Origin of the sequence: Kurthia massiliensis (assembly GCF_000285555.1) — a bacterium.
In the GTDB taxonomy this organism is placed as follows: domain Bacteria; phylum Bacillota; class Bacilli; order Bacillales_A; family Planococcaceae; genus Kurthia; species Kurthia massiliensis.
The window spans coordinates 112274-137934 of sequence record NZ_HE610996.1 but is presented as its reverse complement, the minus strand read 5'-3'; the positions used below and the strand labels follow the sequence as shown (position 1 = coordinate 137934).

Annotated in this window: 18 protein-coding genes and 1 other RNA gene; 15 read left to right on the top strand and 4 right to left on the bottom strand. The window is 39.8% G+C overall.

Going from position 1 to position 25661, the window contains the following annotated elements:
- The 6 genes from dinG to KMHG_RS01055 all read left to right on the top strand — a co-directional run bounded on the left by dinG (window position 1) and on the right by KMHG_RS01055 (window position 6637).
- Window positions 1–2778: an ATP-dependent DNA helicase DinG gene (gene dinG / locus KMHG_RS01080; RefSeq protein WP_010286088.1), complete on the top strand. Its 2778-nt coding sequence runs from the start codon at window positions 1–3 to the stop codon at window positions 2776–2778.
- A 43-nt stretch (window positions 2779–2821) separates the two neighbouring features.
- Complete coding sequence (locus KMHG_RS01075) at window positions 2822–3307, top strand: cell wall elongation regulator TseB-like domain-containing protein (protein WP_010286085.1); 486 nt, start codon at window positions 2822–2824, stop codon at window positions 3305–3307.
- A gap of 92 nt (window positions 3308–3399) precedes the next feature.
- A complete protein-coding gene (asnS, locus tag KMHG_RS01070; RefSeq protein WP_010286082.1) occupies window positions 3400–4692 on the top strand; it encodes an asparagine--tRNA ligase in 1293 nt (430 codons plus the stop codon).
- A 211-nt stretch (window positions 4693–4903) separates the two neighbouring features.
- The gene (locus KMHG_RS01065; RefSeq protein ID WP_010286081.1) at window positions 4904–5629 is read left to right on the top strand and encodes a DnaD domain-containing protein; all 726 of its coding nucleotides are present in this window, start codon (window positions 4904–4906) and stop codon (window positions 5627–5629) included.
- 1 nt (window position 5630) lies between these two features.
- Window positions 5631–6290, top strand: a complete 660-nt coding sequence (gene nth, locus KMHG_RS01060; protein ID WP_010286080.1) for an endonuclease III — start codon at window positions 5631–5633, stop codon at window positions 6288–6290.
- Window positions 6287–6637 carry a YpoC family protein gene (locus KMHG_RS01055; RefSeq protein ID WP_010286079.1) on the top strand — a complete coding sequence of 117 codons (351 nt, stop codon included), beginning with the start codon at window positions 6287–6289 and terminating at the stop codon, window positions 6635–6637. Before nth ends, KMHG_RS01055 begins: the two co-directional genes overlap by 4 nt.
- 84 nt (window positions 6638–6721) lie before the next feature.
- On the opposite strand, the gene KMHG_RS01050 is transcribed toward KMHG_RS01055, so the two are convergent.
- Window positions 6722–9268 (bottom strand): transglycosylase domain-containing protein, encoded by a 2547-nt coding sequence (locus KMHG_RS01050; protein WP_238984657.1) that lies wholly within the window; start codon window positions 9266–9268, stop codon window positions 6722–6724.
- Between the two features lie 50 nt (window positions 9269–9318).
- Window positions 9319–9948, bottom strand: coding sequence for a Holliday junction resolvase RecU (gene recU, locus KMHG_RS01045; RefSeq protein ID WP_010286077.1), 630 nt, complete (start codon window positions 9946–9948; stop codon window positions 9319–9321).
- A 222-nt stretch (window positions 9949–10170) separates the two neighbouring features.
- Here recU and KMHG_RS01040 point away from each other — a divergent pair, with 222 nt between their 5' ends.
- From KMHG_RS01040 to KMHG_RS01010, 8 genes are all read left to right on the top strand, one after another.
- Window positions 10171–10527 carry a YppE family protein gene (locus KMHG_RS01040; protein WP_010286076.1) on the top strand — a complete coding sequence of 119 codons (357 nt, stop codon included), beginning with the start codon at window positions 10171–10173 and terminating at the stop codon, window positions 10525–10527.
- Window positions 10524–12782, top strand: a complete 2259-nt coding sequence (locus KMHG_RS01035) for a DEAD/DEAH box helicase (protein WP_010286075.1) — start codon at window positions 10524–10526, stop codon at window positions 12780–12782. The genes KMHG_RS01040 and KMHG_RS01035 overlap by 4 nt, the downstream gene beginning before the upstream one ends.
- A gap of 6 nt (window positions 12783–12788) precedes the next feature.
- A complete protein-coding gene (locus tag KMHG_RS01030; protein ID WP_010286069.1) occupies window positions 12789–14030 on the top strand; it encodes a ribonuclease H-like domain-containing protein in 1242 nt (413 codons plus the stop codon).
- A gap of 31 nt (window positions 14031–14061) precedes the next feature.
- On the top strand, window positions 14062–14415 hold the full coding sequence (gene gpsB, locus KMHG_RS01025; RefSeq protein WP_010286067.1) for a cell division regulator GpsB: 354 nt from the start codon (window positions 14062–14064) through the stop codon (window positions 14413–14415).
- Window positions 14416–14575: 160 nt separating this feature from the next.
- An RNA gene (gene rnpB / locus KMHG_RS18660) (RNase P RNA component class B) lies at window positions 14576–14962 on the top strand.
- A 90-nt stretch (window positions 14963–15052) separates the two neighbouring features.
- Window positions 15053–16795 (top strand): putative bifunctional diguanylate cyclase/phosphodiesterase, encoded by a 1743-nt coding sequence (locus tag KMHG_RS01020; protein WP_010286064.1) that lies wholly within the window; start codon window positions 15053–15055, stop codon window positions 16793–16795.
- On the top strand, window positions 16792–17934 hold the full coding sequence (locus KMHG_RS01015) for a THUMP domain-containing class I SAM-dependent RNA methyltransferase (protein WP_010286062.1): 1143 nt from the start codon (window positions 16792–16794) through the stop codon (window positions 17932–17934). Before KMHG_RS01020 ends, KMHG_RS01015 begins: the two co-directional genes overlap by 4 nt.
- Before the next feature lie 62 nt (window positions 17935–17996).
- Window positions 17997–19895 (top strand): ATP-dependent DNA helicase, encoded by a 1899-nt coding sequence (locus tag KMHG_RS01010; protein ID WP_010286059.1) that lies wholly within the window; start codon window positions 17997–17999, stop codon window positions 19893–19895.
- A 36-nt stretch (window positions 19896–19931) separates the two neighbouring features.
- Here KMHG_RS01010 and KMHG_RS01005 read toward each other — a convergent pair whose 3' ends face one another.
- Together KMHG_RS01005 and KMHG_RS01000 are read right to left on the bottom strand one after the other, a co-directional pair.
- The gene (locus KMHG_RS01005) at window positions 19932–20549 is read right to left on the bottom strand and encodes a hypothetical protein (protein ID WP_010286057.1); all 618 of its coding nucleotides are present in this window, start codon (window positions 20547–20549) and stop codon (window positions 19932–19934) included.
- A gap of 650 nt (window positions 20550–21199) precedes the next feature.
- Window positions 21200–21661, bottom strand: a complete 462-nt coding sequence (locus tag KMHG_RS01000; RefSeq protein WP_010286056.1) for a chemotaxis protein CheX — start codon at window positions 21659–21661, stop codon at window positions 21200–21202.
- A gap of 381 nt (window positions 21662–22042) precedes the next feature.
- Here KMHG_RS01000 and KMHG_RS00990 point away from each other — a divergent pair, with 381 nt between their 5' ends.
- A complete protein-coding gene (locus KMHG_RS00990; protein ID WP_010286053.1) occupies window positions 22043–25660 on the top strand; it encodes a dynamin family protein in 3618 nt (1205 codons plus the stop codon).
- The last annotated feature ends 1 nt before the right edge of the window (window position 25661 follow it).

The following is a 25661-nucleotide window of genomic DNA, read 5'->3' as shown; positions in this document are numbered from 1 at the left end:
ATGGAAAGTCAAACGTATGCCGTTGTCGACTTAGAGACAACTGGACATTCTTCAAAACAAGGGGATCGTATTATTCAAATTGCGATCGTTTTCATGAAAGATTGGCAAGTCGTAGATACGTATACGACATTCGTCAATCCAGAGCAAAAAATTCCGCTATTTATTGAAGATTTAACGGACATTTCAAATGCGGATGTTGCACAGTCAAAAACATTCCAACAGATTGCATATGACGTCTATGAAAAATTACAAGGTACGATTTTTGTTGCACATAATATCGATTTTGATTTGCCATTTTTACAATCTGAATTTGCGCGTTGTGGCTTGCCGAAATGGCAAGGGAAATCGATGGATACGGTAGAACTGGCAAAAATTTTGTTCCCAACATCGTATAGCTACAAGCTGCAAGATTTAGCGCTAGAGCTAGGCATTTTGCATACGAAAGCACACCGAGCAGATGACGATGCACTCGCAACCGCATATTTATTAAAAGCATGTTATGACAAAATGATGCGCTTGCCACTCAATGTGTTAGAGCATTTACATAAACGTTCGTTTAAAGCAAAAACGGATATGTCAGCGCTCATTTTCGATGTCATTAAGCAAAAGAGACAAATGACGACAAAACAAGAAGGTTATCGCACGTATAGAGGCATTACGCTGAAGCAACAAACGCCGTATGTAGCGAAACCGAAGAAAAAATGTAGCTATCCACAATCATTAGAAGCGAAAACGGCGTTATTTGAAGCGCAGTTTGAACAATTCGATATTCGTGAAGGTCAATTTCGTATGATGGATAGCGTATGGAAATCGCTAAACGACCGTCAAGAAGTGTTAATGGAAGCCTCAACAGGAATCGGCAAAACGTTGGCATATTTAATTCCTGCAATGATTTATGCCGCGCGTCATGACGGGAAAGTCGCGATTAGTACGTATACGTCTTATTTACAAGAACAGTTGCTATTAGAAGAGTTACCGAAAGCAGAAGCGGTACTTGGTATGGAAGCAAATATCGCTGTTTTAAAAGGCATGAAACATTATATCGATTTAGACCGCTTTAGTGATATGGCAGCAGATTATGATGATTCTTACGATGAAAATTTTGCTAAAATGCAGTTTATTACGTGGCTTGCTGAAACGGAGACAGGTGATTTAGCAGAACTCAATTTAACGGGTGGCGGTCACTTATTTTTAGAAAAAGTACGTCGTAGTGATACGACGAAAGATACGCGTCGAAAAGGTGCTTTCGATTTTTATTTAGCAGCGATGGATCGTTGTAAAGAAGCGGATATTATCGTGACAAATCATGCGATGGTCGTTGCTGACTTACAGCGCGCTGAGCCAATTTTAGACAATATTGAAGGTTGGATTATTGATGAGGCGCATCAAATGGTACAAGCGGCAATGGTACGTGAAGAAACGGTGTTCACGTATCGCGACTGGAAATATGTATTTGGCCAGTTCGGGTCGATGTCACAAAAGTCGCTTGAGCACGAATGGTTTGAACGTATGTTACAAGATCATCGTACACCGATGCGCCAACTGCAAGCGATCCAACAACATTATCGAGATATGCTCGTTTCATTCGAACGTGCCGTGAAACAAATGACGCGCTATTTAAATGTGCCAACAGGTGTGACACGTTCCATGAAATATACATTTTCTTGGGAAGAAGTAGGACTTGAGCAACCTTTCATTCGTCAAGTGAGTCAACATATTGAGCGCTTTTTAACAGCTGCAGCACAATTAACGACGAGCTATTTAAAACAAATGGATGAACTAGCGCCATCTGCTCGTGCGAAGTTAGATGACTGGCAATATTGGCTCGATTGTCTAGCAGTGAAACAGACGGAATGGCATACGCTTTTCGGTCGACAAAAACGGAGTGAAACGGTATGGCTTGAACTAGATGCACGTAGTTTGCCAGGCAGTATTCAAATTGTGAAAAAGCCGATTAGCATTAAACGTACCGTCATGAACGTCTTCGATCAATTCCGCGGCAAAATGGGCATTGTTTGGGCGTCAGGTACGTTAACAGCGCCTGAAAATACACGTTTTATTGCGAATCAACTAGGTGTAGACCCGGCCGTACCACTTTATCAATTCCAAGCGCCAGCGTCTTATTATGAAGGTGCGAACGTCTACATCGTCGACGATATGCCCGATATTAAAGGCGTGCCACAAATGATTTATATTGAGCACGTCGCACGAGCGATCGTTGAAACGGTATTGGCGACAAATGGTCGTTGTTTCGTATTGTTTACGTCACAAGAAATGTTGAAAAAAACGGTGCTCTTAATTCAAGAAACTGAGCAACTTGAACACTTTATGTTGTTTGCACAAGGTGTATCATCAGGTAGTCGTATGAAGCTCTTAAAAATGTTCCAAAAATTTGAGCACTCTGTGTTATTCGGGACGAATTCATTTTGGGAAGGTGTAGACGTACCAGGTGATGCACTATCCGCTGTCATCGTCGTACGTTTACCGTTTACGTCACCAGATGAACCAGTTTTTAAAGCGAAAGCAGATGCACTACAAGCGCGTGGTGTCAATTCGTTTTATAAATTGTCGTTACCAGAAGCAATCATTCGCTTTAAGCAAGGATTCGGCCGTTTAATTCGTTCATCACATGATAAAGGCGCATTTATTATTTTAGATCGTCGCATTGATACGAAATCGTACGGTCATCAATTTTTAGAAGCGTTACCGAACGTGCCAGTTGAAAAAGTTCCACTTGAGGATATGGTGTTACAATTAGAACATTGGTATAATAATTAACGTATGAAAAGGTTCGTACAACTCAAAGGTGTAAGGTGATAACATGAAAAACTGGTTAAAGTTCTTAGCCATCTTCTTCGTATGCCTCGCGCTCGTAATTGTTACGATGATCGGATGGAGTGCTTATTCACCTTTCCGTAGCATAGAGCATCAGGCAGAGAATGCTGTCATCAACAATAAGCAGCTGAAAACAATTGATCAGTCTTATGTGTATAATGGTAGTGCTAGTTATGTCACAGTCATTGGTAAAGATAGCAAGAACAATAAAAAAGCAATCTTCGTTTTACAAAATGCAGTCGACGATAAAGGACTCGTATTAAAAATGAAAGATGGCATCACAGCAGAAAAAGCGGTTGAGATTGCCAAAGAAAAAGATCCAGATATGAAACGTGTGTTACATACGAAGCTCGGTTTAGAGAAGCCAGGAGCTGTATGGGAAATCACGTATAAATCAAAAGATGACAAATTAAATTACGTTTATATTACTTACACTTCAGGTAAGTGGTGGAAACGAATTACTGATTTGTAGTTTAAAACAGAAAAAATTATGTCTTTTTCTATTACTTTGTATATAATGGTAATGAAAATACAATATAGCAAATCGCTGTAATGGAGGATACTATGACAAAAATTATGATTTCAGACATGCCAAAACATGTCGGTGAAACAGTAACAATTGGCGCTTGGTTATTTAACAAACGCTCAAGCGGTAAAATCGCTTTCTTACAATTACGTGATGGTTCAGGCTTCGTACAAGGTGTCGTTGTGAAAGCGAACGACGAAGACGTATTTGCCACTGCAAAAGGCCTTCACCAAGAAACATCAATGTACGTAACAGGTGAAGTAACGAAAGACGAACGTTCTTCATTCGGTTATGAATTACAAGTATCAGGTATCGAAGTGATTTCTGAATCACATGATTACCCAATCACACCAAAAGAACACGGTGTTGAATTTTTAATGGACAACCGCCACTTATGGTTACGTTCTAAAAAACAACACGCAAATATGGTCGTACGTAATGAAATTATTCGTGCTACTTACGAATTCTTCAACGACAACGGCTTCAAAAAAGTCGATCCACCAATCCTTACAGGTTCTGCGCCTGAAGGTACATCAGAATTATTCCACACAAAATATTTCGACCAAGATGCATACCTATCTCAATCAGGTCAACTTTACATGGAAGCTGCTGCAATGGCACTTGGTAAAGTATTCTCATTCGGTCCAACATTCCGTGCGGAAAAATCTAAAACACGTCGCCACTTAATCGAGTTCTGGATGATCGAACCTGAAATGGCATTCGTAGAACATGATGAATCACTTGAAGTACAAGAACAATACGTATCACACGTTGTTCAATCTGTATTGAAAAACTGTAAATTAGAGCTTGAAGTTCTTGGCCGTGACACATCAAAACTTGAAAAAGTAAAAGCGCCATTCCCACGTATTTCTTATGATGATGCGATCGAATTCTTACACAAAGAAGGATTTGACGATATCGAATGGGGCGATGACTTCGGTGCACCACACGAAACAGCAATTGCAAACCACTTCGATTTACCAGTATTCATCACTTGCTACCCTAAAGGTATCAAACCATTCTATATGCAACCGCACCCAGACCGTGATGATGTCGTGCTTTGCGCAGACTTAATCGCACCAGAAGGTTATGGTGAAATTATCGGTGGTTCTGAACGTATTTGGGATTATAAATTAATGAAAGAACAAATCGAAGCACACGGTTTAGACCCAGAAGCTTACGCTTGGTACTTACAACTTCGTGAATTCGGTTCAGTTCCTCACTCAGGCTTTGGCTTAGGTTTAGAACGTACAGTTGCTTGGATTACAGGCGCTGAACACGTACGTGAAACAATTCCATTCCCACGTTTATTAAACCGCATTTACCCATAGTCAGGTAAGCAAGTACACGAGATCTTCAGACCATCTCTATGCTTGCCCACCAGACCGGGCAAGAAAAGTTACAACAGTCAGTAGGGCTACAGTATATACTGTAGCTCTTTTTTGTTTCGTTTAACTTTGTAGCAAACGACGTATGAGTAGTGTTATAATGGGCAATGAACGTCTTAAAAGACACCATTATTTTGTATTGGGGGAGTCGCACGTGAACGAACAACAAAAAAGGCTCCAAACTTGGATTGAGCGTGGAAATGTGACGATTTCACAGCTCTTTTTTCAATATTACAAAGAGCTCTTAATTTCAGATAGTGATGCCATGCTCATTATGCACTTACAAGCATTTCATGACGAAGGCGAACTATTTCCAACACCGACAAATATTGCAGAACGGATGCATTTATCAGCGGACGCGATTTCTGCAGCGATGCAACGTTTAATGCAAAACGGATATATCGAAATCGTTCAAAATATTTCAGATGGCGTATTGTACGAACAAATTAATTTAATGCCGCTTTGGGTACGCTTACTCGATTGTGCGACAGCGGAAAAACAACAAGTAGCAGAACGAGAAGTAGAATTTGCCGAAGGAGAATTATTCCGCCTATTTGAACAAGAATTCGGACGACTGCTATCACCAATGGAAGCGGAAACAATAGCGATGTGGTTAGATCAAGATCATCATAGCCCACTACTAATCCGTAAAGCATTAATGGAAGCGGTACTTGCACAAAAAGTGACGATGCGCTACATTGACCGCATTTTATTTGATTGGAAGAAAAATAATATTAAAACGGTAGAAGAAGCCGATCGTTATACGCAAAATTTCCGTGACCATAACTTAAAACAACAATTACAACAGCAACAACCAGAACTAAAAAAGCCTGTAACACGTGCACCGTTTTACAATTGGCTAGACGAAGAGGGGGATTAGCATGTTAACGATTAAGCAATGGATGCACTGTTTAGATACGATGGATGAAATGTTTCCCGATGCACATTGTGAACTTGTGCATGACAATCCATTTGAACTGACGATTGCAACATTATTGTCAGCGCAATGTACAGATGCGCTCGTCAACAAAGTAACGGCAACGTTGTTTCAAAAATATAAAACCCCAGAAGATTATTTAGCAGTACCACTTGAGGAATTAGAAAATGATATTCGTTCTATCGGTTTATTCCGTAGTAAAGCGAAAAATATTCAAAAGCTTTGTGCCCGTTTATTAGAAGTATACGGTGGAGAAATTCCAGCAGAACGTGAAGAACTAGTGACGCTACCTGGTGTAGGGCGTAAAACGGCGAATGTCGTGCTATCTGTTGCATTCAACGTGCCGGCAATGGCCGTTGATACACACGTAGAACGCATTACGAAACGTCTAGGCCTATGCCGCTGGAAAGATAGTGTTTTAGAAGTGGAACAGACGATTATGCGCAAAACGCCGATTGAGCGTTGGAATAAGGCGCATCATCAAATGATTTTCTTCGGGCGTTATCATTGCAAAGCGCAACGTCCACAATGTGACACATGCCCATTGTTTGACGATTGTCGAGAAGGGCAAAAGCGTATGAAGAAAGGACTTGTCACAAGATGATAGCAGTAAAAAAAGAAGCGATTTCAAAAGAAGCGGTGGATGCTTGGTTTAGCGAATGGCAAGCGCAAGAAGCTCGCATTCACGAAGCGCATAGCCAACGCGACAAAGCTGCTAAAACGTTAATGGAAGAAGCAATTCAACATTACGAGCAATTTGTCCAACAAGCTTCTGATACGACAGCACCATTCGATTTACATGCACAATACGAATTGTTACCGATTAACGGTAATGAACGTCTACAATTCGTTAAAATGCGTCCAGGTCAATATGCTTGTTATCGCCAATTAGATGAATTGTTTATCGAAACGAAAAAGCGTTGTGCGCGCCTTCGTTTAAAAAAATCATAATGTAAAAAGGACGCATATCGCTGCGTCCTTTTATTGTACAAAAAAAGGCTAGGGATACATTTCCCTAGCCTTTTAACGGTTTATTTATTGTTCACCAGTTTCAGGTGCTTCGTCCTCTGGTCGAACGCCAGAAGTATGTGCTTCTGTTTCACCGCCGCTATTCGACGCGTCGTTTTCTACAGGAGGTGTTGTCGTACCTTGGTCTTGCGTACTACCTTGATCTTGTGTGTTGCCTGGATCAGTTGGTTGTTCCGGTGGGGTAGATGGCGTTGTACCACCTTGGTTTTGAGTACCACCTTGGTTTTGAGTACCGCCTTGGTTTTGAGTACCACCTTGGTTTTGAGTGCCACCTTGGTTTTGAGTACCGCCTTGGTTTTGAGTACCACCTTGGTTTTGAGTACCGCCTTGATTTTGCGTACCACTGTTATCTGTTGCCGGTTGCTCTGGTTCAGTTGTTTCAGGCTCTGTCGTTTCCGGTTCAGTCGTTTCAGGCTCTGTCGTTTCTGGTTCAGTTGTTTCCGGTTCAGTTGTTGCTGGTTGTTCTGTTTCTGTTTTTTGTTCTTCTTTCGGTTGTGTAGATGGTGTCGTAATTGATTGTGTTGGTGCTGTAGCTGTTTCACCTTTCACGTATAATTCGCCATTGCCACCTTCTACAACTGAATCTGGTTTTTCGAATCCAGGTGTATCTTTACCGGCAGAAACTTTTGTCATAACTTCTTTAAATAATGTTTGTGGAATATGTTTTTCTGTTAACGTTTTTAAACCTGTTTTACGCGCAGGGTCACCAGACCATGTTGCGATTGAATATTTCGTAGAGTAACCGACGAACCAGCTATCTGGTGCTGTTTCATTTGGTAACCCTAATTTCGCTTTTACATCTGCACTAAAGTTTGTCGTACCTGATTTACCAGCGATATCTAAGCCATATACATTCGCTGCTGTACCAGTAGCGCCTGATTTTGAGCTAACGACATCACGTAGCATATCCGTTACCATGTAAGCCGTTGAATCGGACATCGCATCTTTCGGATCTGGTGTATACGATTTAGATGTTTTACCATCACGGTAAACGATTTTTTTCACAGCATGTGCATCTGAATAAATACCGTTATTACCGAATGCGGCATAAGAAGCAGCCATTTGGATAGGAGATACGGTTAAGTTACCGCCACCGATTGCTTCTGATTCGACAAGTGCTTTTTCAGGTTTAATGCCGACTTTACCTAAGAATTTTTTCGCCTTTGATGCGCCGACTTCACGGAACGTTTTAATTGCTGGTGTGTTACGTGAACGATATAACGCTTCACGAATCGTCATATTACCTAAGTACGTATTATCAACGTTCGTTACAGTTTGATTCGTACCTGTATATTTGATTGGTGAGTCACTAATCATCGTGCCTGTAGACCAATGGTGGTTTTCAATGACTGGACCGTAATCGATTAACGGTTTCATCGTTGAACCTGGTTGGTGTTTACTTGATGCTAAGTTTAAACCGCGTTCTTGACCGTAGTTACGACTACCACCAACAGCTGCTAAAGCACCTGTTTCTGTATCGACTACTGCCATACCCGCTTGAATTTCTTTCGCTGTACGGCCAACGAAGTTTGCATCGTTATTTAATGCCGTTTCAACTGCTTCTTGTGCAGTTACATCTAAGTTTGTATAAACGCTAATACCTTCTTCAAGCGCTTTTTCATCGCCATTTTCAGCAAGTTCTTTTAATACGACATCAATGTAAGCATCGTATTTTGTTTTTGCTGCTGCTTGACGTTTGCTTTCAGGAAGTAAGCCCGTTTTAATATCGACTTTTTGTGCTTTTTCCATTTCTTCTTTTGTAATTTTTTTATTGTTATACATTAAACGTAAAACGACGTTACGACGTTTTTCAGCACGTTCTGGATTTTTAAATGGGTTGTAGCCGTTCGGTGCTTGAGGCATACCCGCTAAAACTGCCATCTCGTCTAATGATAAGTCTTTTAAATCTTTACCGTAGAAAAATTCAGAAGCTGTGCCAAAGCCGTAAATACGGCCTGACATTAATACTTTGTTAAAGTACATTTCAAAAATTTCATCTTTTGAATATTCGCGTTCAAGTTGCATTGATAAATATGCTTCTTGTACTTTACGTTTTAACGTTTTCTTATTATCGAAGAATGAGTTTTTAATAACTTGTTGTGTTAATGTTGATGCCCCTTGTGCACCGAAGCCGTCACGTACGTTCGCAACGACAGCGCCACCTAAACGCCAGAAGTCAATACCGTGGTGCTCGTAGAAACGGGCATCCTCTGCTGATAAAATCGCATCTTGCATTTGTTGTGGTATATTTTCATATTTAACATTTTCCCGTTCTTCATTGCCCATTGAATAAAACTCTTTGCCGTTTTTATCATAGAATTTAGAAGAAACAGGATCTTTTAATGTGTCCTCATTGAGGTCAGGAGATGTAAAGGCTAAGTATGCAAAAGCAGCGCCACCTAGTAAGAAGAGCACAATAAACACTGACGCGATACCGATTAAGATACGTTTTAATAACGGCTTGTTCGGTTTTTTAGGTCCTTTTGTTTTTTGCTGTCCTTCTTTTGCTGCTGGACGCTTCGCTTTCGTACTTTGCGATTTACGTTTGTTCATCCGTGACATATTCTCTTTTTCGTCCACAGAAATCCCTCTCTTTCAGCTATCTAGTTAGATAGTAATTGATCGACCGCTTTTAAATAATCAAGCCGCGGTGCGTAGCCCTCAGTTATTTCAATTGCTCGTTCTTCAAACACGCTCAGAGGAATCGACTTTCTCGACCCGTCTTCCATTGCTTGCCACGCTTCGTCTAACACGTGAAATGGCAAAATGAAATGGCGTGATAATGTTGAAAAACAGACAAGTAGAAAACAAACTCCATGTTGTGCAGTTGCTGCACGCATGTGCGTTACTTGGTGCGCATGAACATTTTGTAGTGGAAAAGATGTTTTATTTTTCGTTTCCTTTGCATCGAAGTCGATGTAATGTCCTTTGTAGACACCGTTGTAATCTGTCGTGGAAGGGGTTCTAAAATAAGCTTCTTGAATGACAGCTGCACTACGTGACGGATACGATACTTTGACGATTTGTACCGGGACAGGTTTCTTATGAATCACTGCTAGGCCGCGTGCTAAATAAAATGCATTAGCTTCATCAATATCATCTTCTAACATTTTCCCACGATTGCTAAATGTCTGCTTATTTTTCGCATGTTCATCAGCTGCTCGATTAGCAGCACTTTTTTGTTGTGCTTGCGTAGGTGTATATTTTCGTCCGTTTGGATAGCGAATGGCCATTCAAATCACTCCTTACCGCCTTTAATCATATCACATATGTAAGTGAGCTGTTTTGCGTCACTCACTCAAAAGATATTAGCAATGATATCCAATGTTTGCAACTTTCATTGTTTGATTCGTCGCTATAAATCGGAATTTGAATTATACTAAAAGACGATAGCGCAAGAATATTTGTTCGCGTTTTTGCGAACTTTGAATCATTTTATGAAAGAGGCGTTGAACGTGTTATTACAACTAACTGAAACTTTATATGCAGAATGCGACCGAAGCTGGGCGCGTTTTTTAAATATGCGTGAAACTGCGCGCGAAGCCGATTTTTTTAACGAAGTAAAACCGTATGCAGATCGTATTCATGCAATGCTCTGCGATTGGCAATCATTAGCGATTAACTTTATTAAAATAGAAAATCCAAAATATGTACACATTGTTCAAATTCAAAATGCAGCTGAGCAAATAGATCAATTTGTCGTGCAATCTTTTTATGCGAACACGAGTAAAAAAAGATTGTATCAATCAATTCAAGCAGCAAAATATACGTGTGAAACATTACTTGCTGCACTAAGGGAGGAGAAAGCATGATGGCGTTATCGACATGGCTAGATCAATTCTTGCAAAGCGACGCGAAGCATCAAATTGAACATGTTGAAACATTGGAAGCGACGAAAGGTGACTACCGTGACTTACCCACAGATTTGGCACCGTCGCTCGTTGCTGCGTTAGCGAATCGAGGGATTACAAAATTGTATAGTCACCAAGCAGAAGCATATGAATATGCGATGCGCGGTCAATCGTTTACGGCGATTACACCGACTGCTTCGGGAAAGTCACTCTGTTATCATTTACCCGTATTACAAACGATTTTACGTAATCCAAATAGTCGCGCGCTTTATTTATTCCCAACGAAAGCGCTCGCGCAAGACCAAAAAAATGCTGTAAACGATTTAATCGAAGATATCGGTGCAGATATTTTAAGTTATACGTATGATGGCGATACCGCGCCGGGCATTCGCACGAAAGTACGAAAAGCGGGGCATATCGTGATGACGAATCCAGATATGCTGCATTCAGGCATTTTACCGCATCATACGAAATGGGTATCGCTATTTGAAAACCTCGATTATATCGTCATTGATGAACTGCATACTTACAAAGGGGTGTTTGGTTCACACGTTGCACACGTATTGCGTCGATTAAAGCGCATTTGTGACTTTTACGGTAGCAATCCGACGTTTATTTGTACGTCTGCAACGATTAAAAACCCGCAACAACTCGCACAAAATTTAACGAATGAACCGCATGCACTCATTACGAAAAGTGGGGCGCCAACAGGGAAGAAAACGTTCGTATTTTACAATCCACCTATTGTGCACCCGACATTTGGTGTGCGGCGCAGCGCCGTTCTTGAAGTGAAAGATATTGCGAAAGATTTATATAAAGCTGGCATTCAAACGATTATTTTTGCGAAAAGTCGCGTGCGTGTTGAAATGCTCGTCACGTACTTAAAAAGCTTAACCGCAAAAAAAATTCACGATGAGTCGATTCGAGGATATCGTGGTGGTTATTTACCGTCTGAACGCCGGGCCATTGAGAAAGGGTTACGTAACGGGGACATTCAAACGGTCGTATCGACAAATGCGTTAGAACTCGGCGTCGATATCGGACAATTACAAGCGTGTATTATGACCGGTTACCCAGGAAATATTGCGAGTGCTTGGCAACAAGCAGGTCGTGCAGGCCGTCGACAAGAGGAAGCGCTCGTTATTTACGTCGGACAATCTACTGCGCTCGATCAATACATTTTAAAACACCCTCATTACCTATTTAATAGCACACCAGAAGAAGCGCGTATTTTCCCCGATAATATGCTAATTTTAATGGATCATTTAAAATGTGCTGCCTTTGAGTTGCCGTTTAAAGTAGGCGATAGTTACGGAGAGTTTGAAGTGACCGATTTCTTAAATTATTTTGTCGATGAGCAAGTGTTATTAAAGACGAGTAATACGTGGCATTGGATGGCGGATAGTTTCCCAGCACACGATATTAGTTTACGGTCGGCGTCGCAAGAAAATGTCGTCATTATCGATCAATCTGTGCCGACAAAAACACATGTCATCGGCGAGATGGACCGCTATAGTGCGATGACATTGTTACATGAAGAGGCCATTTATTTACATCAAGGGACACAATTTCAAGTTGAAAAGCTCGATTGGGAAGAGAAAAAAGCATATGTGCGTGAAGTAGATGTTGATTATTTTACCGACGCGAATTTAGCAGTGGAGCTTAAAGTCATTTCAGAAGATAAGACGCGCACATTTGATGGTATGACGGTTGATTACGGGGATGTCATGACGCTAGCAACGGCAACTATTTTTAAAAAAATTCGTTTTAATACACATGACAATATTGGTTCAGGTCCCATTACGTTACCGCCTGAAGAATTGCATACGTCGAGTACGTGGTTAAGTTTCGAGCCACCTGCAAACTGGCGTGAAGACGATTTAAGTGCTGCGATGACAGGGGTTGCTTATGCGATGAATAGTTTTATCCCATTGTATATTCAAAGTGACCGTAGCGATGTTCATGTCGTCCCACAAGTGAAAGCGGTTCATAACGGGAAACCAACGTTTTTCGTTTACGATCGTTATCCGGGTGGTATTGGTCTAAGCGAACGTGTTTACGATTTATGGGAAGTGCTGCTTGATCGTGTTTACGAACACGTCGACAGTTGTCCGTGTCAACATGGGTGTCCATCATGTATTGGCGCACAAGATATAGCAGAAGGTAGTAAACAGCAAGTAAAACATTTTTTAGAGACAGTGCTCTTGAGAGGATGATGCACAATGTCTTACGAAAATAAAATTTTAGCAATGAAAAAAATGATGAAGAAAAAAGCGCCTGCGAAAGCAGAAAAGCCTGCTTATGTAAAACCGGCGGCACCTTCGTATAGTGATGCATGGGAGCGCGCAGGTTTAACGCGGATTGACAACGATTTTGGGACCGTATTTGTTCGTGAAGTACACTATCGTTACGATTATGTGCATGGTAATATCGCGCTCGGTGACTTTATAAAGGCTTTGGACGTATGGCAACAACAAACGCACCCGATTGCACTCGATGCGGACAGTACGATTGTTTTTTTCGATACGGAGACGACCGGTTTAAAAGGAACGGGGACGCACATTTTTTTAAACGGCTTATTAACGTTTGATGAAGGTACGTTTACGCTAAAACAATACGTGCTCGCAGATCCGAGTCATGAAGCTGCTTTTTTATTTGAGTCGAAGTTTTGGCAACGCGGGCAGTCTGTCGTGACGTACAATGGGAAAAGCTTTGATTGGCCGCAACTCGAAATGCGTTGGACGTTTCATCGTGATGTTTTACCACCGCTTCAAAAACCGATGCACGTGGATTTGATGCATATGGCAAAACGCATTTGGAAAAGTGACGTCGCGTCGATGAAGTTGTCAGCGATTGAACATGAAAAGCTAGGTTTTACACGTGTAGGAGATGTACCAGGTTATTTAGCGCCTGTTATTTATTTGGACGCGGTTAGAAGTGGCGAAACGGACGCCTTAATGAAAGTGCTCGTGCATAATGAATACGATTTATTATCCCTCGTCACGCTTTATACGAAAGCGACACAGTTACTCACAGAAGGTGTACAGCAAGAAAGTGCGCAAGCGTATACGAACATTGGGAAATGGTATAAAGATTTAAAAGAGAGTGATGAGAGTTTAGCGCTGCTGCGTGCTGTCACAACGCTATACGATGTGCAAGAAGCGGCAGAGGCGTCGTTTTACCAAGGTTATTTATTGAAAAAACAAGGGAATTATACAGGTGCGTTTGAGCATTTTACGCTATGTATTCCGTATATGCCTGAAAGACAGCGTATCGAGGCATATATCGAGCTAGCGAAATTGTGTGAGCATCAACTCGACGATTTAGCATCGGCATTACGCTATAGTGAAGAAGCTTTAGCGCTCACAAAACAAAGCATTTGCTATCAACCGACGGCAAAAATGAAGCGAATTGATGCGTTAAGGCACCGTATCGAACGTTTAACGAAAAAAAATATGTTATAATGAATGCTATTCTTATAGAAGCGAAAGGACGATGGACTTGGATATCAAACTATCTGCAAAAATTATTTTAGATAAAGATTTCAAAACAGGTCTTCGCGGCTACAGCCAAGATGAGGTTGACCAGTTTTTAGACGAAATTATTCAAGATTATGAAAGTTTTGAGCAAGTATTAAAACAAAAAGAAGCGAAAATTGCGGAACTAGAAGCGCAACTACGTGAAGCAAAAGCAGGATATAAAGAAACACCTCAACCGACGCTTGAGAAAAAAGAAGCGCCTGTTGCACAGCAAGCGAACAACGTAACAAATTATGATATTTTAAAACGTTTAGCCAACTTAGAAAAACGTGTATTTGGTGACAAATTATACGATGACGTAGAAGGCTAATCGAACAGCCGCGGTTGTCACATCAGACAGCCGCATTTTTACATATTTTCGGCAATGGTTAAATTGTCGGAAAACATTTATTTTAATGAAACGTGATAAAAAATAGTCAAAAACCTTGTCACATAAGCTTTGAAGTACTATAATAACTACAGCATCATAGATGAATGAGTAATCGCTGTAACACTTAAGTGTTGCTGAGGAAAGTCCATGCACGCACGGTTCTGAGATGACCGTAGTGATCGTGTTTCGCGAATAAATAAGCGGAAGTAGCTGAAATGCTAACGGCGGAAGGAAAACCTAAGTCTTCGGATATGGTTGAAACTTCCTGAAAGTGCCACAGTGACGAAGTCTATATGGAAACATATAGAGTGGAACGAGGTAAACCCCGCGAGTGTGCAACCCAAATTATGGTAGGGGCGTCGTACCGAAGGAAATGAACGGAGGTATGGATGTATTGTCTTTATACAATGCATAGATAGATGATTACTACCCAGCGTACGAGGCTTTGGCCGTTTGAGTACTAGGGCACAAAACATGGCTTATAGTTCTATATGATGTACTTTTTAATATAACAATTAGTTTAGCTCTCCTCGTTGGTGGAGAGCTTTTCTTTTATAAACGGAAAAGGGATATGGTGATGAAAGAGATGGCAAATACGCGGAAGCAAATCGAACAAGCATTTCATTCTCCAACGAATGTTGCGACGACGATTTTTAATAGCGTTAAAGAGGGCATTATGATTGCTGACCTGAAAAGTCGCATTTTACATGTCAACCCAGCTTTTGAGTTTGTAACAGGTTATACGAGTGAAGAGGCAATTGGACAAAATCCAAGCCTTTTAAACTCAGGTATCCACGATGAAACATTTTATCAACATATGTGGCAGACGATTCGTGAAAAAGGTCAATGGTCAGGTGAAATTTGGAATCGTCGTAAAACGGGTGATATTTATCCTGAATGGCTGACGATTATCGGAATTCGTAACGATGAAGGCGTCGTGACACATTATTGTGGCATCTTTGAAGATATTTCAGCGCAGAAAAATGCTGAAAGTGAAATCGAACGTCGAAAGTTAACTGATATTTTAACGGGTGTATCGAACCGTTATGCTTATTTACAACGTATGGAGACGTTGCTCCAATCGTCTACACAAGGTGATTATCATCATGCCGTACTATTTATCGATTTAGATCGTTTTAAGCAAGTAAATGACACGCTCGGTCACACAGTTGGCGACGAACTGCTCGTCAAAGTGACAGAGCGTATTCAACATGTCTTGAAAAATAAAGATATTATTGCGCGCTATGGTGGCGATGAATTTATGGTTACGTTAACGGATATTCATCATATGCAAGAAGCGATTCAAGTCGCGCAAAAGATTTTATCACTGATGTCAGAACCTTTTTTAGTAGCATCACAACAAATATATATGTCAATGAGTATCGGTATTAGTTTATATCCAGAAGATGGTCGACAAACCGAAGTACTCGTGAAAAAAGCAGATCAAGCGATGGCTTATGCGAAACAAAATGGTCGCAATCAATTTGCGTTTTATTTCGATGATTTAAAAGTCGATTCAAAACGGGTGCTTCTTTTAGACAATGAATTACGAAAAGCAATCACCAACAATGACTTCGACTTGTACTTCCAACCGAAAGTGCAAGTCGGTAGTGAGCAAATTAATAGTGTCGAAGCATTAGTACGATGGCACAATGACAAGCTCGGGTTTGTTTCCCCAGGAGAATTTATTCCATATGCAGAGGAAACAGGGCTTATTATTCCACTTAGTGAATGTGTCATTCGACTCGCTTGTGAGGCGCATCAACAAATGCGCGTGACACACCGAGAAGTATTAAACATTGCGATTAATATATCGAGCATTCATTTCCATCAAGAAACCTTTATTGAATCGATTCAATCGATTTTTGAAGCGTACAATTGCTCACCAAATTATTTTGAGCTAGAACTGACGGAACGAACAGTTATGAACAGTGAACGTGATTCAATTCATAAGCTGTTACAATTAAAAGAAATGGGCTTTAAGTTATCGATTGATGACTTTGGAACAGGCTATTCATCATTAAGTTATTTAGTGCAATTCCCATTAAATTATTTAAAGATTGACCGTAGCTTTATTCAATACATTACATCGCTTGATGATAAAGAAGCTGTCGTCGATGCGATCATTCAAATGGCGCACCGTTTACATATGAAAGTAATCGCAGAGGGCGTCGAGCAAGCTGAGCAAGTAAAATTGCTAGAGCGTTTGGGCTGTGATATGATTCAAGGATACTATTACGCGAAGCCAATGCCGCTTCACGAGCTAATGGACTTTGTGGAAGTTTGGAAATTAGAAGCAAGAGGAGAAAATGAAGCATGACAACATATCAATTAGTAGCAACTGCTGCAATGGGTTTAGAATCAATTGTTGCAGATGAGTTAAAAGCAATGGGCTACACAACACACATCGATAACGGGCGTGTTTATTTTGAAGGAACGGAGCGCGATATTGCGAAAACGAATCTTTGGTTACGCGTATCAGACCGTGTCAAAATCGTTGTAGGTAAATTCCCAGCAAAAACATTTGATCAATTATTCGAAGGTGTAAAAGCACTTCCTTGGGAGCAAATTATGCCAGTAGATGCAGAATTCCCGGTAACAGGTAAATCTGTAAAATCAACATTATTTAGTGTACCTGACTGTCAAGCAATTACGAAAAAGGCAATCGTTGAACGTTTAAAAGCACATTATCGTCGTTTAGGTTTCTTAGAAGAAACAGGCCCTAAATTTAAAGTCGAAGTATCGATTTTAAAAGATATGGTGACATTAACGATTGATACATCAGGTCCTGGACTTCACAAACGTGGTTACCGTACAGAACAAGGGGAAGCACCATTAAAAGAAACGATGGCTGCAGCACTTGTTTACTTATCACGTTGGAATCCATCACGTCCGTTCGTAGATCCATTCTGTGGTTCTGGTACGATTGCACTTGAAGCGGCAATGATCGGACAAAATGTAGCACCTGGCTACAACCGTGAATTTATTTGCGAAGATTGGCCAATGATGAAAAAAGAAATGTGGGATGAAGTTCGTGCTGAAGCAGATGCAGCAGCGAATTACTATCAACCATTAAATATTATTGCATCAGATATCGACCACCGTATGGTTGAAATCGCAAAACGTAATGTTCAAGAGGCTGGCTTCGAAGGACTTGTCGAAGTGAAACAAATGCAAGTGCTTGATTTCACAACGAACTTTACAGATGGTGTCATGATCGGTAACCCGCCTTACGGTGAACGTATCGGTGAAAAAGAAGAAATTGAAAACATGATCAACGGTTTAGGTACCTTAATGCGTAAATATCCAACATGGTCAGTATATATGCTATCTTCTATGGAAAACTTTGAAGCGATGTACGGTCGTCGTGCAACGAAAAAACGTAAGTTATTCAACGGTGCGATGAAAACAGATTATTATCAATTCTGGGGTCAACGTTCACCACGTAAACCAAAATAATTTTTAAGCGGAAGGAGATGCTCCTTCCGTTTCGTTGTCAATTAGGAAAGGAGCTATTTTGAATGCGACAATCAATTCCATTCGAATTATCAAAAGATAAATCATTCTTCGATTCTTTAGGAGATTGGATCGGTGACGTTCTTTATGATGAACTCCCTGAAAAAGGGCTAGAACTACGTGATGAACAAGTGTTTATGGCGTACCAAATCGAAAGCGCATTACGTGAAAAATCAGTGTTATTTGCAGAGGCAGGCGTCGGTACAGGTAAAACAATTGCATACCTTTTACCATCAATCGCTTATGCACGTTATACAGGGAAACCAGCATTAATCGCTTGTGCGGATGAAACATTAATCGACCAACTCGTAAAAGAGGGCGGCGATATTTATAAATTACAACAACTACTCGATTTAAAAATTGACGTACGTTTAGCAAAATCTCGTGACCAATATTTATGTCTAAAACGTTATGAAGAAGCAGAACAATTTTTAGACGGCGAATATTTAGACGAAATTGCTGTAACGATTCCAGAAGGTGTATACGGCGATGGCCCGCTAAACTTATATGGACAACGAAGTGACTATCCAAACGTCTCAGACGAAGAGTGGGGACATGTTAATTACAACGCGATCCAACAGTGCCAAGTGTGTGACGTTCGTAATCGCTGTGGTCAAACATTACACCGTCAAAACTATCGCGAATCAACAGATTTAATTATTTGTTCACAAGACTTCTATATGGAGCATATCGCAACGAAAGAATCACGTGAACGTGAAGGCCAAACGCCATTGCTTCCTGAAGCATCAATGGTCGTATTCGATGAAGGACACTTATTAGAATACGCTGCACAAAAAGCAATGACAATTAAAATTCAAGATTACACAATTGTGAAAGTACTTGAACGTTTAATGGTAGATGGCGTACGTGAAAAAACGTTGAACTTAATGGAACAATTGCAAGATGGACACGAGTTATTCTTCGATCAATTACGCGACGACATTATCGATTCAGATGAAGAACGTAAACGTATTAAGAAAAGTCCAACGTTACTGAAAATCGGTAAAAAAGTGATTAGCCTTGTCGAACAACTATTTGAAGAGTTCGTATTCGAATCAGAAATGTATATCATTCCTGAATATGAAATTCGCATGGCAGAAGAATTTTTAGAGCAATACGAAGAAGCAATGCGTATCTTTATCGGTAATGGCGATGCGGTTGACTGGTTAGAAGAAGCTGATGGTGAAGAAACACTTGTCATCATGCCGCATTTAATTACAGAAATTTTAGCGAAAAAAGTATTCTCGAAAAAAATTCCATTCGTCTTTTCTTCTGCAACGCTATCAATTGATAAAGATTTCAGCTTTATCGCGTATAGCTTAGGCATTAAAAAATATGAATCATTCTCTGTAGCATCACCATTTGATTACGAAGAAGTAATGAACATTCAATTACACAATCGTTCTCAAGCGGAAAAAGTAGCAGAAGTGGAATCGCTGATGAAAAATGGCGATCAAACGCTCATTTTATTCAAATCGAAACAATCGATGTTGGCATTTAAAGAAGCTGCGAGTGCAGAAGCGTTAGCACATATCGAGTTTGAAGGGGACCGTGAATTATCATCAATTATTCGCGACTTCCAAGCGAAAAAAATGCAAGTGATTTGTTCGTATCACTTATGGGAAGGTTTAGATTTACCGGAAGAGGCGCTTACACGCGTGATCATTTTCGATTTACCATTCCCACCGCATGACCCATTATTCGATGCGAAACGTAGCTTTGCAGACGATCCATTTGATGAAGTAGAACTTCCTTACATGTTACTACGTGTACAACAAGGGATGGGGCGTTTAATTCGTACGAACAATGACCATGGTACAATTAATATGTTATTAAATGAAGATGAACAAAAAGTCATCGATCAAGTAAAACCTGTATTTGCTGTCGAGCCGACAGAAGTATAATGAAAAAATCCCGCTTTTAAATTCAGCGGGATTTTTTTATGCGATCGATTCATAAATGTATTTTGCTTTGTAAAGATGACGCGTTACGCCAGCCGTTGCGACTTCAAATAATAATGTCGCATTTTCATTTGCTTGCTCATGAAAATCAAGCAATAAAAAGTCACACAAATCGCGGTCTTTCGTTAACTTCGGTTGCATGTGGGCTAAAAACTGCGCTGCACCTTCGATTGCTTGTGAAATCGAAACGAGTTCTAAAATATATTGTAAACGTTGTTGATCATGCGCAAATGACCGACCATTCAGTTCGTGCGCCAGCCAATTCGTTAAAAAATCTGCGATAATCATCGCGTTGACAAGCGTGTTATTACCTTCATCATTCGATAAATCACATAAACAATGATACGTTGGATGCGATACGAACTGTTTAACAATCGTATAACGAATTGGGTTTTCAATGGCTGCATCAGCGTTTAAAATCGGTTCGTGACGCTGTTCACATAGTGAAAACCAAATATCGCGGCATAGTTGTACGAAAAACGGATGGTCATGTTCATCTACCAGTTGTCGTAAAACTGGGGTACTGTCCAAATACTCCTTAAACAAATTAAATTTTTGTTGTTGAACGATAAGTGTACTCATTTGAGATAAAGCCATTGAAAGTCCTCCCTTGTACAAACCGCTGTTCTTTATTTATAAGCGATTGTCAGTGTAATGTATAATGTTTAAAACCCATTATAAAAAACGATATGATTCGTAAATGTGAAAAAAGAGCGATGCATCGTATTGATTGTTCATTGACGTATAAAAAGCTGTCATACAGTTTTAAGTATGAATAAGAAGCGTTATATATGTAAGTCAGCATTGAAACAACGTCGTTTGTAAGCAAACGCATCTAAACAACATGTCAAATAGATGATTCGTAAATCCTTTATGTCTTATGAAAAAGTACAGAGACAATCAAATTGTTGTCGTAAGTTCATAAATACATAACGAATCGACGCTTTTTGCTAAATAATACCGGTTCATCGCTATTTTTTGACGTCATTTACTCCTCCTTGTTAAATAAGTGTAACGACCTATATTTAAAAAATCAACGCCTTATAAATTACAAAAAAAACCAAATAGCGTCATACCAACGTTTCGCGTCCGAAAAAAATCTGAAAATTCTAAGTGACACTATAGACAATTTTCCCTATTTTTCCAATTTTAAAATTAAATGGTTTGATTTTAACGGTTAAAAAAGATAAAAGCACGCAGACGAGCGTATGAAAATCGATACGTCGAATGCATGCTTTTAACCGTCTTTATTCATCTGGATTGTCAATTGTTAATAAACCGTTCATTGTACCAAGACCTTCGATGTCGATTGGTAATCTAAAAGCATGTTGGAAGCCGAACAACTTCGTTTGTCCAATCATTACGGTAGGTGGGGTAATATCTAAGTCCAATTCGTTTTCTGCGCAATGCGTACATAATTTACCTGCGGACATATTACCGAACTCACCGATAAATGATTCTAACATTTCACCACTAATTTCCATACCATACATAGATAAGCCAATACCACTGAATACTTTCGTTGATGATTCTAAAATAATACGAGCGCGAACGTCTCCAGTAACCCCGATTAAAACGCCGGCTTCGTTTTGTGTAAATGGTTCTTTATATAATGACGGTGTGCCAATTTTCACTGTTTGAGGAATGACCTCTTGCATCGATTGGATCAGGCCATTTAATAAAATTTGTATCTGGTTTGAATTACTCATACAGCACCTCTTTCTCTGTGACTTTTCATCTATCATATCACGACTAATACTAAAATTCCCTAAAAAATACTTGACGAAATGTATTTTTTTTCATAAGATAAAGATGAATTAATGAGAATGATTATCAGTATTACTTGAATATAAATTAGCACATAAGGGGCGAATGACCATGGTAGCGGCATTTATCGGCGGAACAGTTGTAATTTATGCAATCGTCATGAAGCAAGTTTTATCAAAAACGACTGCACATTTGCGTTAAAAGAAAAAATCTTCCTAGAATAGGGGGATTTTTTTTTATTGTCGTGTAAAATGTAGAAAGAAACGTGGCTAAAATGTGAACAACAGTCAATATATAATGAAATAAAGGAGTTTGAGTAGTGTATGGCTAATTTTGAGGAAAAAATTCAGTTGCTGTTAAAACAAACAGCATTGAACTACATGACATACAAGCGCAACGAAGATGATGAGCGCATGGCAAAATCCGTACTTTTTGCGGATAAATTGATTAAAAAAGAATTTACGATCGGTTTTGCAGGTCACTTCTCGGCCGGTAAATCTAGTATGATCAACGCATTGACGGGAGATCAATTGCTGCCGTCTAGTCCAATTCCGACAAGTGCAAACGTCGTAAAAGTGCGTAAATCTGAGGATGACTATGCAATCGCTTACTTAGTAGACGACGAACCGGTCAAATTCGATGCGGATTACGATATTAAAACCGTAAAAGAATTCGCCAAAAATGGTGCACTTGTATCACAAATCGAAATCGGTCATAGTAAATCTGTTTTACCAGACGGCGTTACGGTCATGGATACACCTGGGGTTGACTCAACAGATGATGCCCACCGCATGTCAACAGAATCTGCCCTACATTTAGCGGATATTGTTTTCTATGTGATGGACTACAACCACGTACAATCTGAATTAAATTTCCAATTTACAAAAACGTTAATGAAATACAATCCAAACGTTTATTTAATCGTCAATCAAATTGATAAGCATAAAGATGCAGAATTATCATTTGAAGACTTTAAAAAATCGGCTGAACAATCATTTGCGAACTGGGGCGTTATTCCGAAAGGGATGTTCTTCACGTCTCTACGCGATGTCAACAATCCGAACAATGATTTCGAGCAAGTGAAAAAAATCGTTATGGATAGTATGGATGGCTGGCAAGATTCAATTATTAATAACGGTGAAAATACGTTAAAACAATTACTTGCAGAGCATGAAGCGTATCTTGCACAACAAAAACAAGAAATTTACGACAATAGCTTAGAAGTCGTTTCTGAAGATGACTGGGCACGTAAAGAAGATATCGTTGCTGAATATGAAACAGTCGTGCGTCAATTAGAGCTTTATTCAGTAGACGAGTGGGAAATCAACTACAACACACAAGTTGATGAGTTACTTGAAAATGCGGTACTAATGCCATTTGAACTGCGAGATTTATTAGGGAAATACGCAGAATCAAAACAAGATGACTTTAGCGTCGGTGGTCTTTTCGGTAAGAAAAAGAAAACGGCAGCTGAACGTGAAAAACGTCAAAATGAATTGTATGCGAAATACAAAGAAGTTGTCGGTGCTCAAATTTCAGGTCATATGTTAAACATTATGAAAAAATCGCTAAAAGATATCGGTGCGTTATCAGATGCTGAATCACTTGCGATTGATGACTTTAAATTCGACATTCCGTTTAGTGTCATTGAAGGTGAAGTACGTACGAACGCTGTGGCAGGGGATGCACTTTTAAACTTTGCTAACCGCGTCGTATCAGCGACACGTATTTGGTTCAAACGTGAAACCGATGATTGGAAACAAAACAAAAAAGCATTAGTTGAAGAACTTGCAACGACACATATCGAACCACTTAAAAAGAAAAAAGCGATGCTAGAAGAAAAAGTGTCGATTATTCGTGAATATCAAAAAATCGAAGATCAAGAAAAATACTTTGCAATCCAACAAACAGTTGATATTCGCACATTAAACCAAGAAGCAGATAAATTAACGAACAACTGGATTACAGAACGTCGTGAAGCATACGATAAAATGCGCCACTTCGATCCATCAATGATGGCTGCTGAAGAAGAAACAGCTGTCGTTGAAGAGGAAGAAGAATTAACACAAGGCGAATATAACGTTCAACTCGCTGCAACGATTGAACATGCACTTCGCACAGCGAACGCTGTAGAACCAATTGATGGTTTCGAAGAAGTATCTGCATACTTGAAAAACAAAGTGGCACGTTTAGAAGAAAAAGACTTTACGATTGCTTTATTCGGTGCATTTAGTGCGGGTAAATCATCATTCTCAAACGCCTTAATGGGCCAAAAAGTTTTACCAGTATCACCAAACCCAACGACAGCTGCTATTAATAAAATTCGTCCGGTATCACCAGATCACCCACACGAAACAGCAGACGTCGTACTAAAAACGCCAGCACAAATGACTGAAGATATTATTGCGTCATACGGTGCCATCGGTGTCACTGTTACATCTCTTGATGATGCTTTTGAGAAAGCACAGCAAGCACTTGACGTAGAGCTTGTCGATGAACGTTTACACGTCCACAAATCATTCGTACGTGCGTTCCGCGAAGGCTACCCATTATTTAAAGATAAACTAGGTACAACAGTGCGTGCAAACTACGAAGAATTCGAACAATTCGTTGCACAAGAAAACCGTTCTTGTTTCGTTGATAATATCGACTTCTACTTTGACTGTGCGTTAACACGTATGGGCGTTACATTAGTAGATACACCAGGGGCAGATTCAATTAACGCTCGTCACACAGGTGTTGCATTCGAATACATCCGTAATGCCGATGCGATTTTATTCATTACGTATTACAACCACGCATTCGCACGTGCGGATCGTGAATTCTTAATTCAATTAGGTCGTGTGAAAGATGCATTTGAACTAGATAAAATGTTCTTCGTCGTAAACGCAATTGACCTTGCATCTGATGAGGAAGAGCGCGATGCCGTGATCGAATACGTTCGTGGCGAATTACTACGTTTCGGTATCCGTAAACCACGTTTATTCGGTATTTCAAGTTTACTCGCATTAAAAGAAAAAGTAGAAGGCGCAGATCACGAATCAGGCATGAAGCCATTCGAAGAAAACTTCCACAACTTCTTAGAAAATGAATTAACGGCACTTGCTGTTCAAGCATTAGCAGAAGAAGTAGAAAAAACGGAAGGTCGCCTATCTTCATTAATCGAGCAAACAGAGCAAAACTTAGCGCGTAAAGATGAACGTTTAGCAGAACTTCGTAACTTAGAAGCATTTATTCAAAAATACTTCTCACAATCTGCAGCAGCGGTTATCGAAAAAGATGAAGCGAACGAACAAAAAGACTTACTATACTACGTATTACAACGTGTGTACTTACGTTATACAGACTTCTTTAAAGAATCGTATAACCCAGCAGTGTTCAATAACTACTCAACATCTGTCGCACTTGATTTTGCGTTAAAAGAATTAGTCGGCGCATTAAGCTTTGACTTCGAACAAGAAATGCGTGTGACAAACTTCCGTCTATCTAAATTTTTAGTGGCGAAATTTAAAGACCGTTACACAACAGATGTACGTAAAATGAAAGATATGAATGAAAGCTTCTCATTCATGCCATTCGAATTAGAAGACCCTGAAATTTTAGAATTTACAGGTCCATTCGATGACTATACGAAATATAAAGAAGTAAACAAATTATTCCGTAATTCAAAAGCATTCTTCGAGAAAAACGAACGCTTCGCATTACGTGATAAACTTGAAGAAATTTCAAAACCAGATGCGAAAGTGTACTTAGATGCACAAGGCGAACGCATGACAGCTTGGGCAAAAGCAATTATCGAGGCGCAATCAGATGCACTTCGTCAATCACTTGAAAAACAAGCGCTTCGTCAAATTGAAACGGAACGTAACTTATTACAAGAAGATAGCAAGCTAGCTGAATGGAAAGGTATTTACAATTCTTTAGTGGCAGGAGTGCATTAAA

Coding starts and splice junctions, on each gene's coding strand:
- recU (WP_010286077.1), bottom strand. CDS start 9,948: ATGGCCATTCGCTATCCAAACGGACGAAAATATACACCTACGCAAGCA.
- KMHG_RS01050 (WP_238984657.1), bottom strand. CDS start 9,268: ATGAACAAACGTAAATCGCAAAGTACGAAAGCGAAGCGTCCAGCAGCA.
- KMHG_RS01010 (WP_010286059.1), top strand. CDS start 17,997: ATGCGACAATCAATTCCATTCGAATTATCAAAAGATAAATCATTCTTC.
- KMHG_RS01000 (WP_010286056.1), bottom strand. CDS start 21,661: ATGAGTAATTCAAACCAGATACAAATTTTATTAAATGGCCTGATCCAA.
- asnS (WP_010286082.1), top strand. CDS start 3,400: ATGACAAAAATTATGATTTCAGACATGCCAAAACATGTCGGTGAAACA.
- KMHG_RS01020 (WP_010286064.1), top strand. CDS start 15,053: ATGAAAGAGATGGCAAATACGCGGAAGCAAATCGAACAAGCATTTCAT.
- nth (WP_010286080.1), top strand. CDS start 5,631: ATGTTAACGATTAAGCAATGGATGCACTGTTTAGATACGATGGATGAA.
- KMHG_RS00990 (WP_010286053.1), top strand. CDS start 22,043: ATGGCTAATTTTGAGGAAAAAATTCAGTTGCTGTTAAAACAAACAGCA.
- gpsB (WP_010286067.1), top strand. CDS start 14,062: ATGGACTTGGATATCAAACTATCTGCAAAAATTATTTTAGATAAAGAT.
- KMHG_RS01035 (WP_010286075.1), top strand. CDS start 10,524: ATGATGGCGTTATCGACATGGCTAGATCAATTCTTGCAAAGCGACGCG.
- dinG (WP_010286088.1), top strand. CDS start 1: ATGGAAAGTCAAACGTATGCCGTTGTCGACTTAGAGACAACTGGACAT.
- KMHG_RS01055 (WP_010286079.1), top strand. CDS start 6,287: ATGATAGCAGTAAAAAAAGAAGCGATTTCAAAAGAAGCGGTGGATGCT.
- KMHG_RS01005 (WP_010286057.1), bottom strand. CDS start 20,549: ATGGCTTTATCTCAAATGAGTACACTTATCGTTCAACAACAAAAATTT.
- KMHG_RS01015 (WP_010286062.1), top strand. CDS start 16,792: ATGACAACATATCAATTAGTAGCAACTGCTGCAATGGGTTTAGAATCA.
- KMHG_RS01075 (WP_010286085.1), top strand. CDS start 2,822: ATGAAAAACTGGTTAAAGTTCTTAGCCATCTTCTTCGTATGCCTCGCG.
- KMHG_RS01030 (WP_010286069.1), top strand. CDS start 12,789: ATGTCTTACGAAAATAAAATTTTAGCAATGAAAAAAATGATGAAGAAA.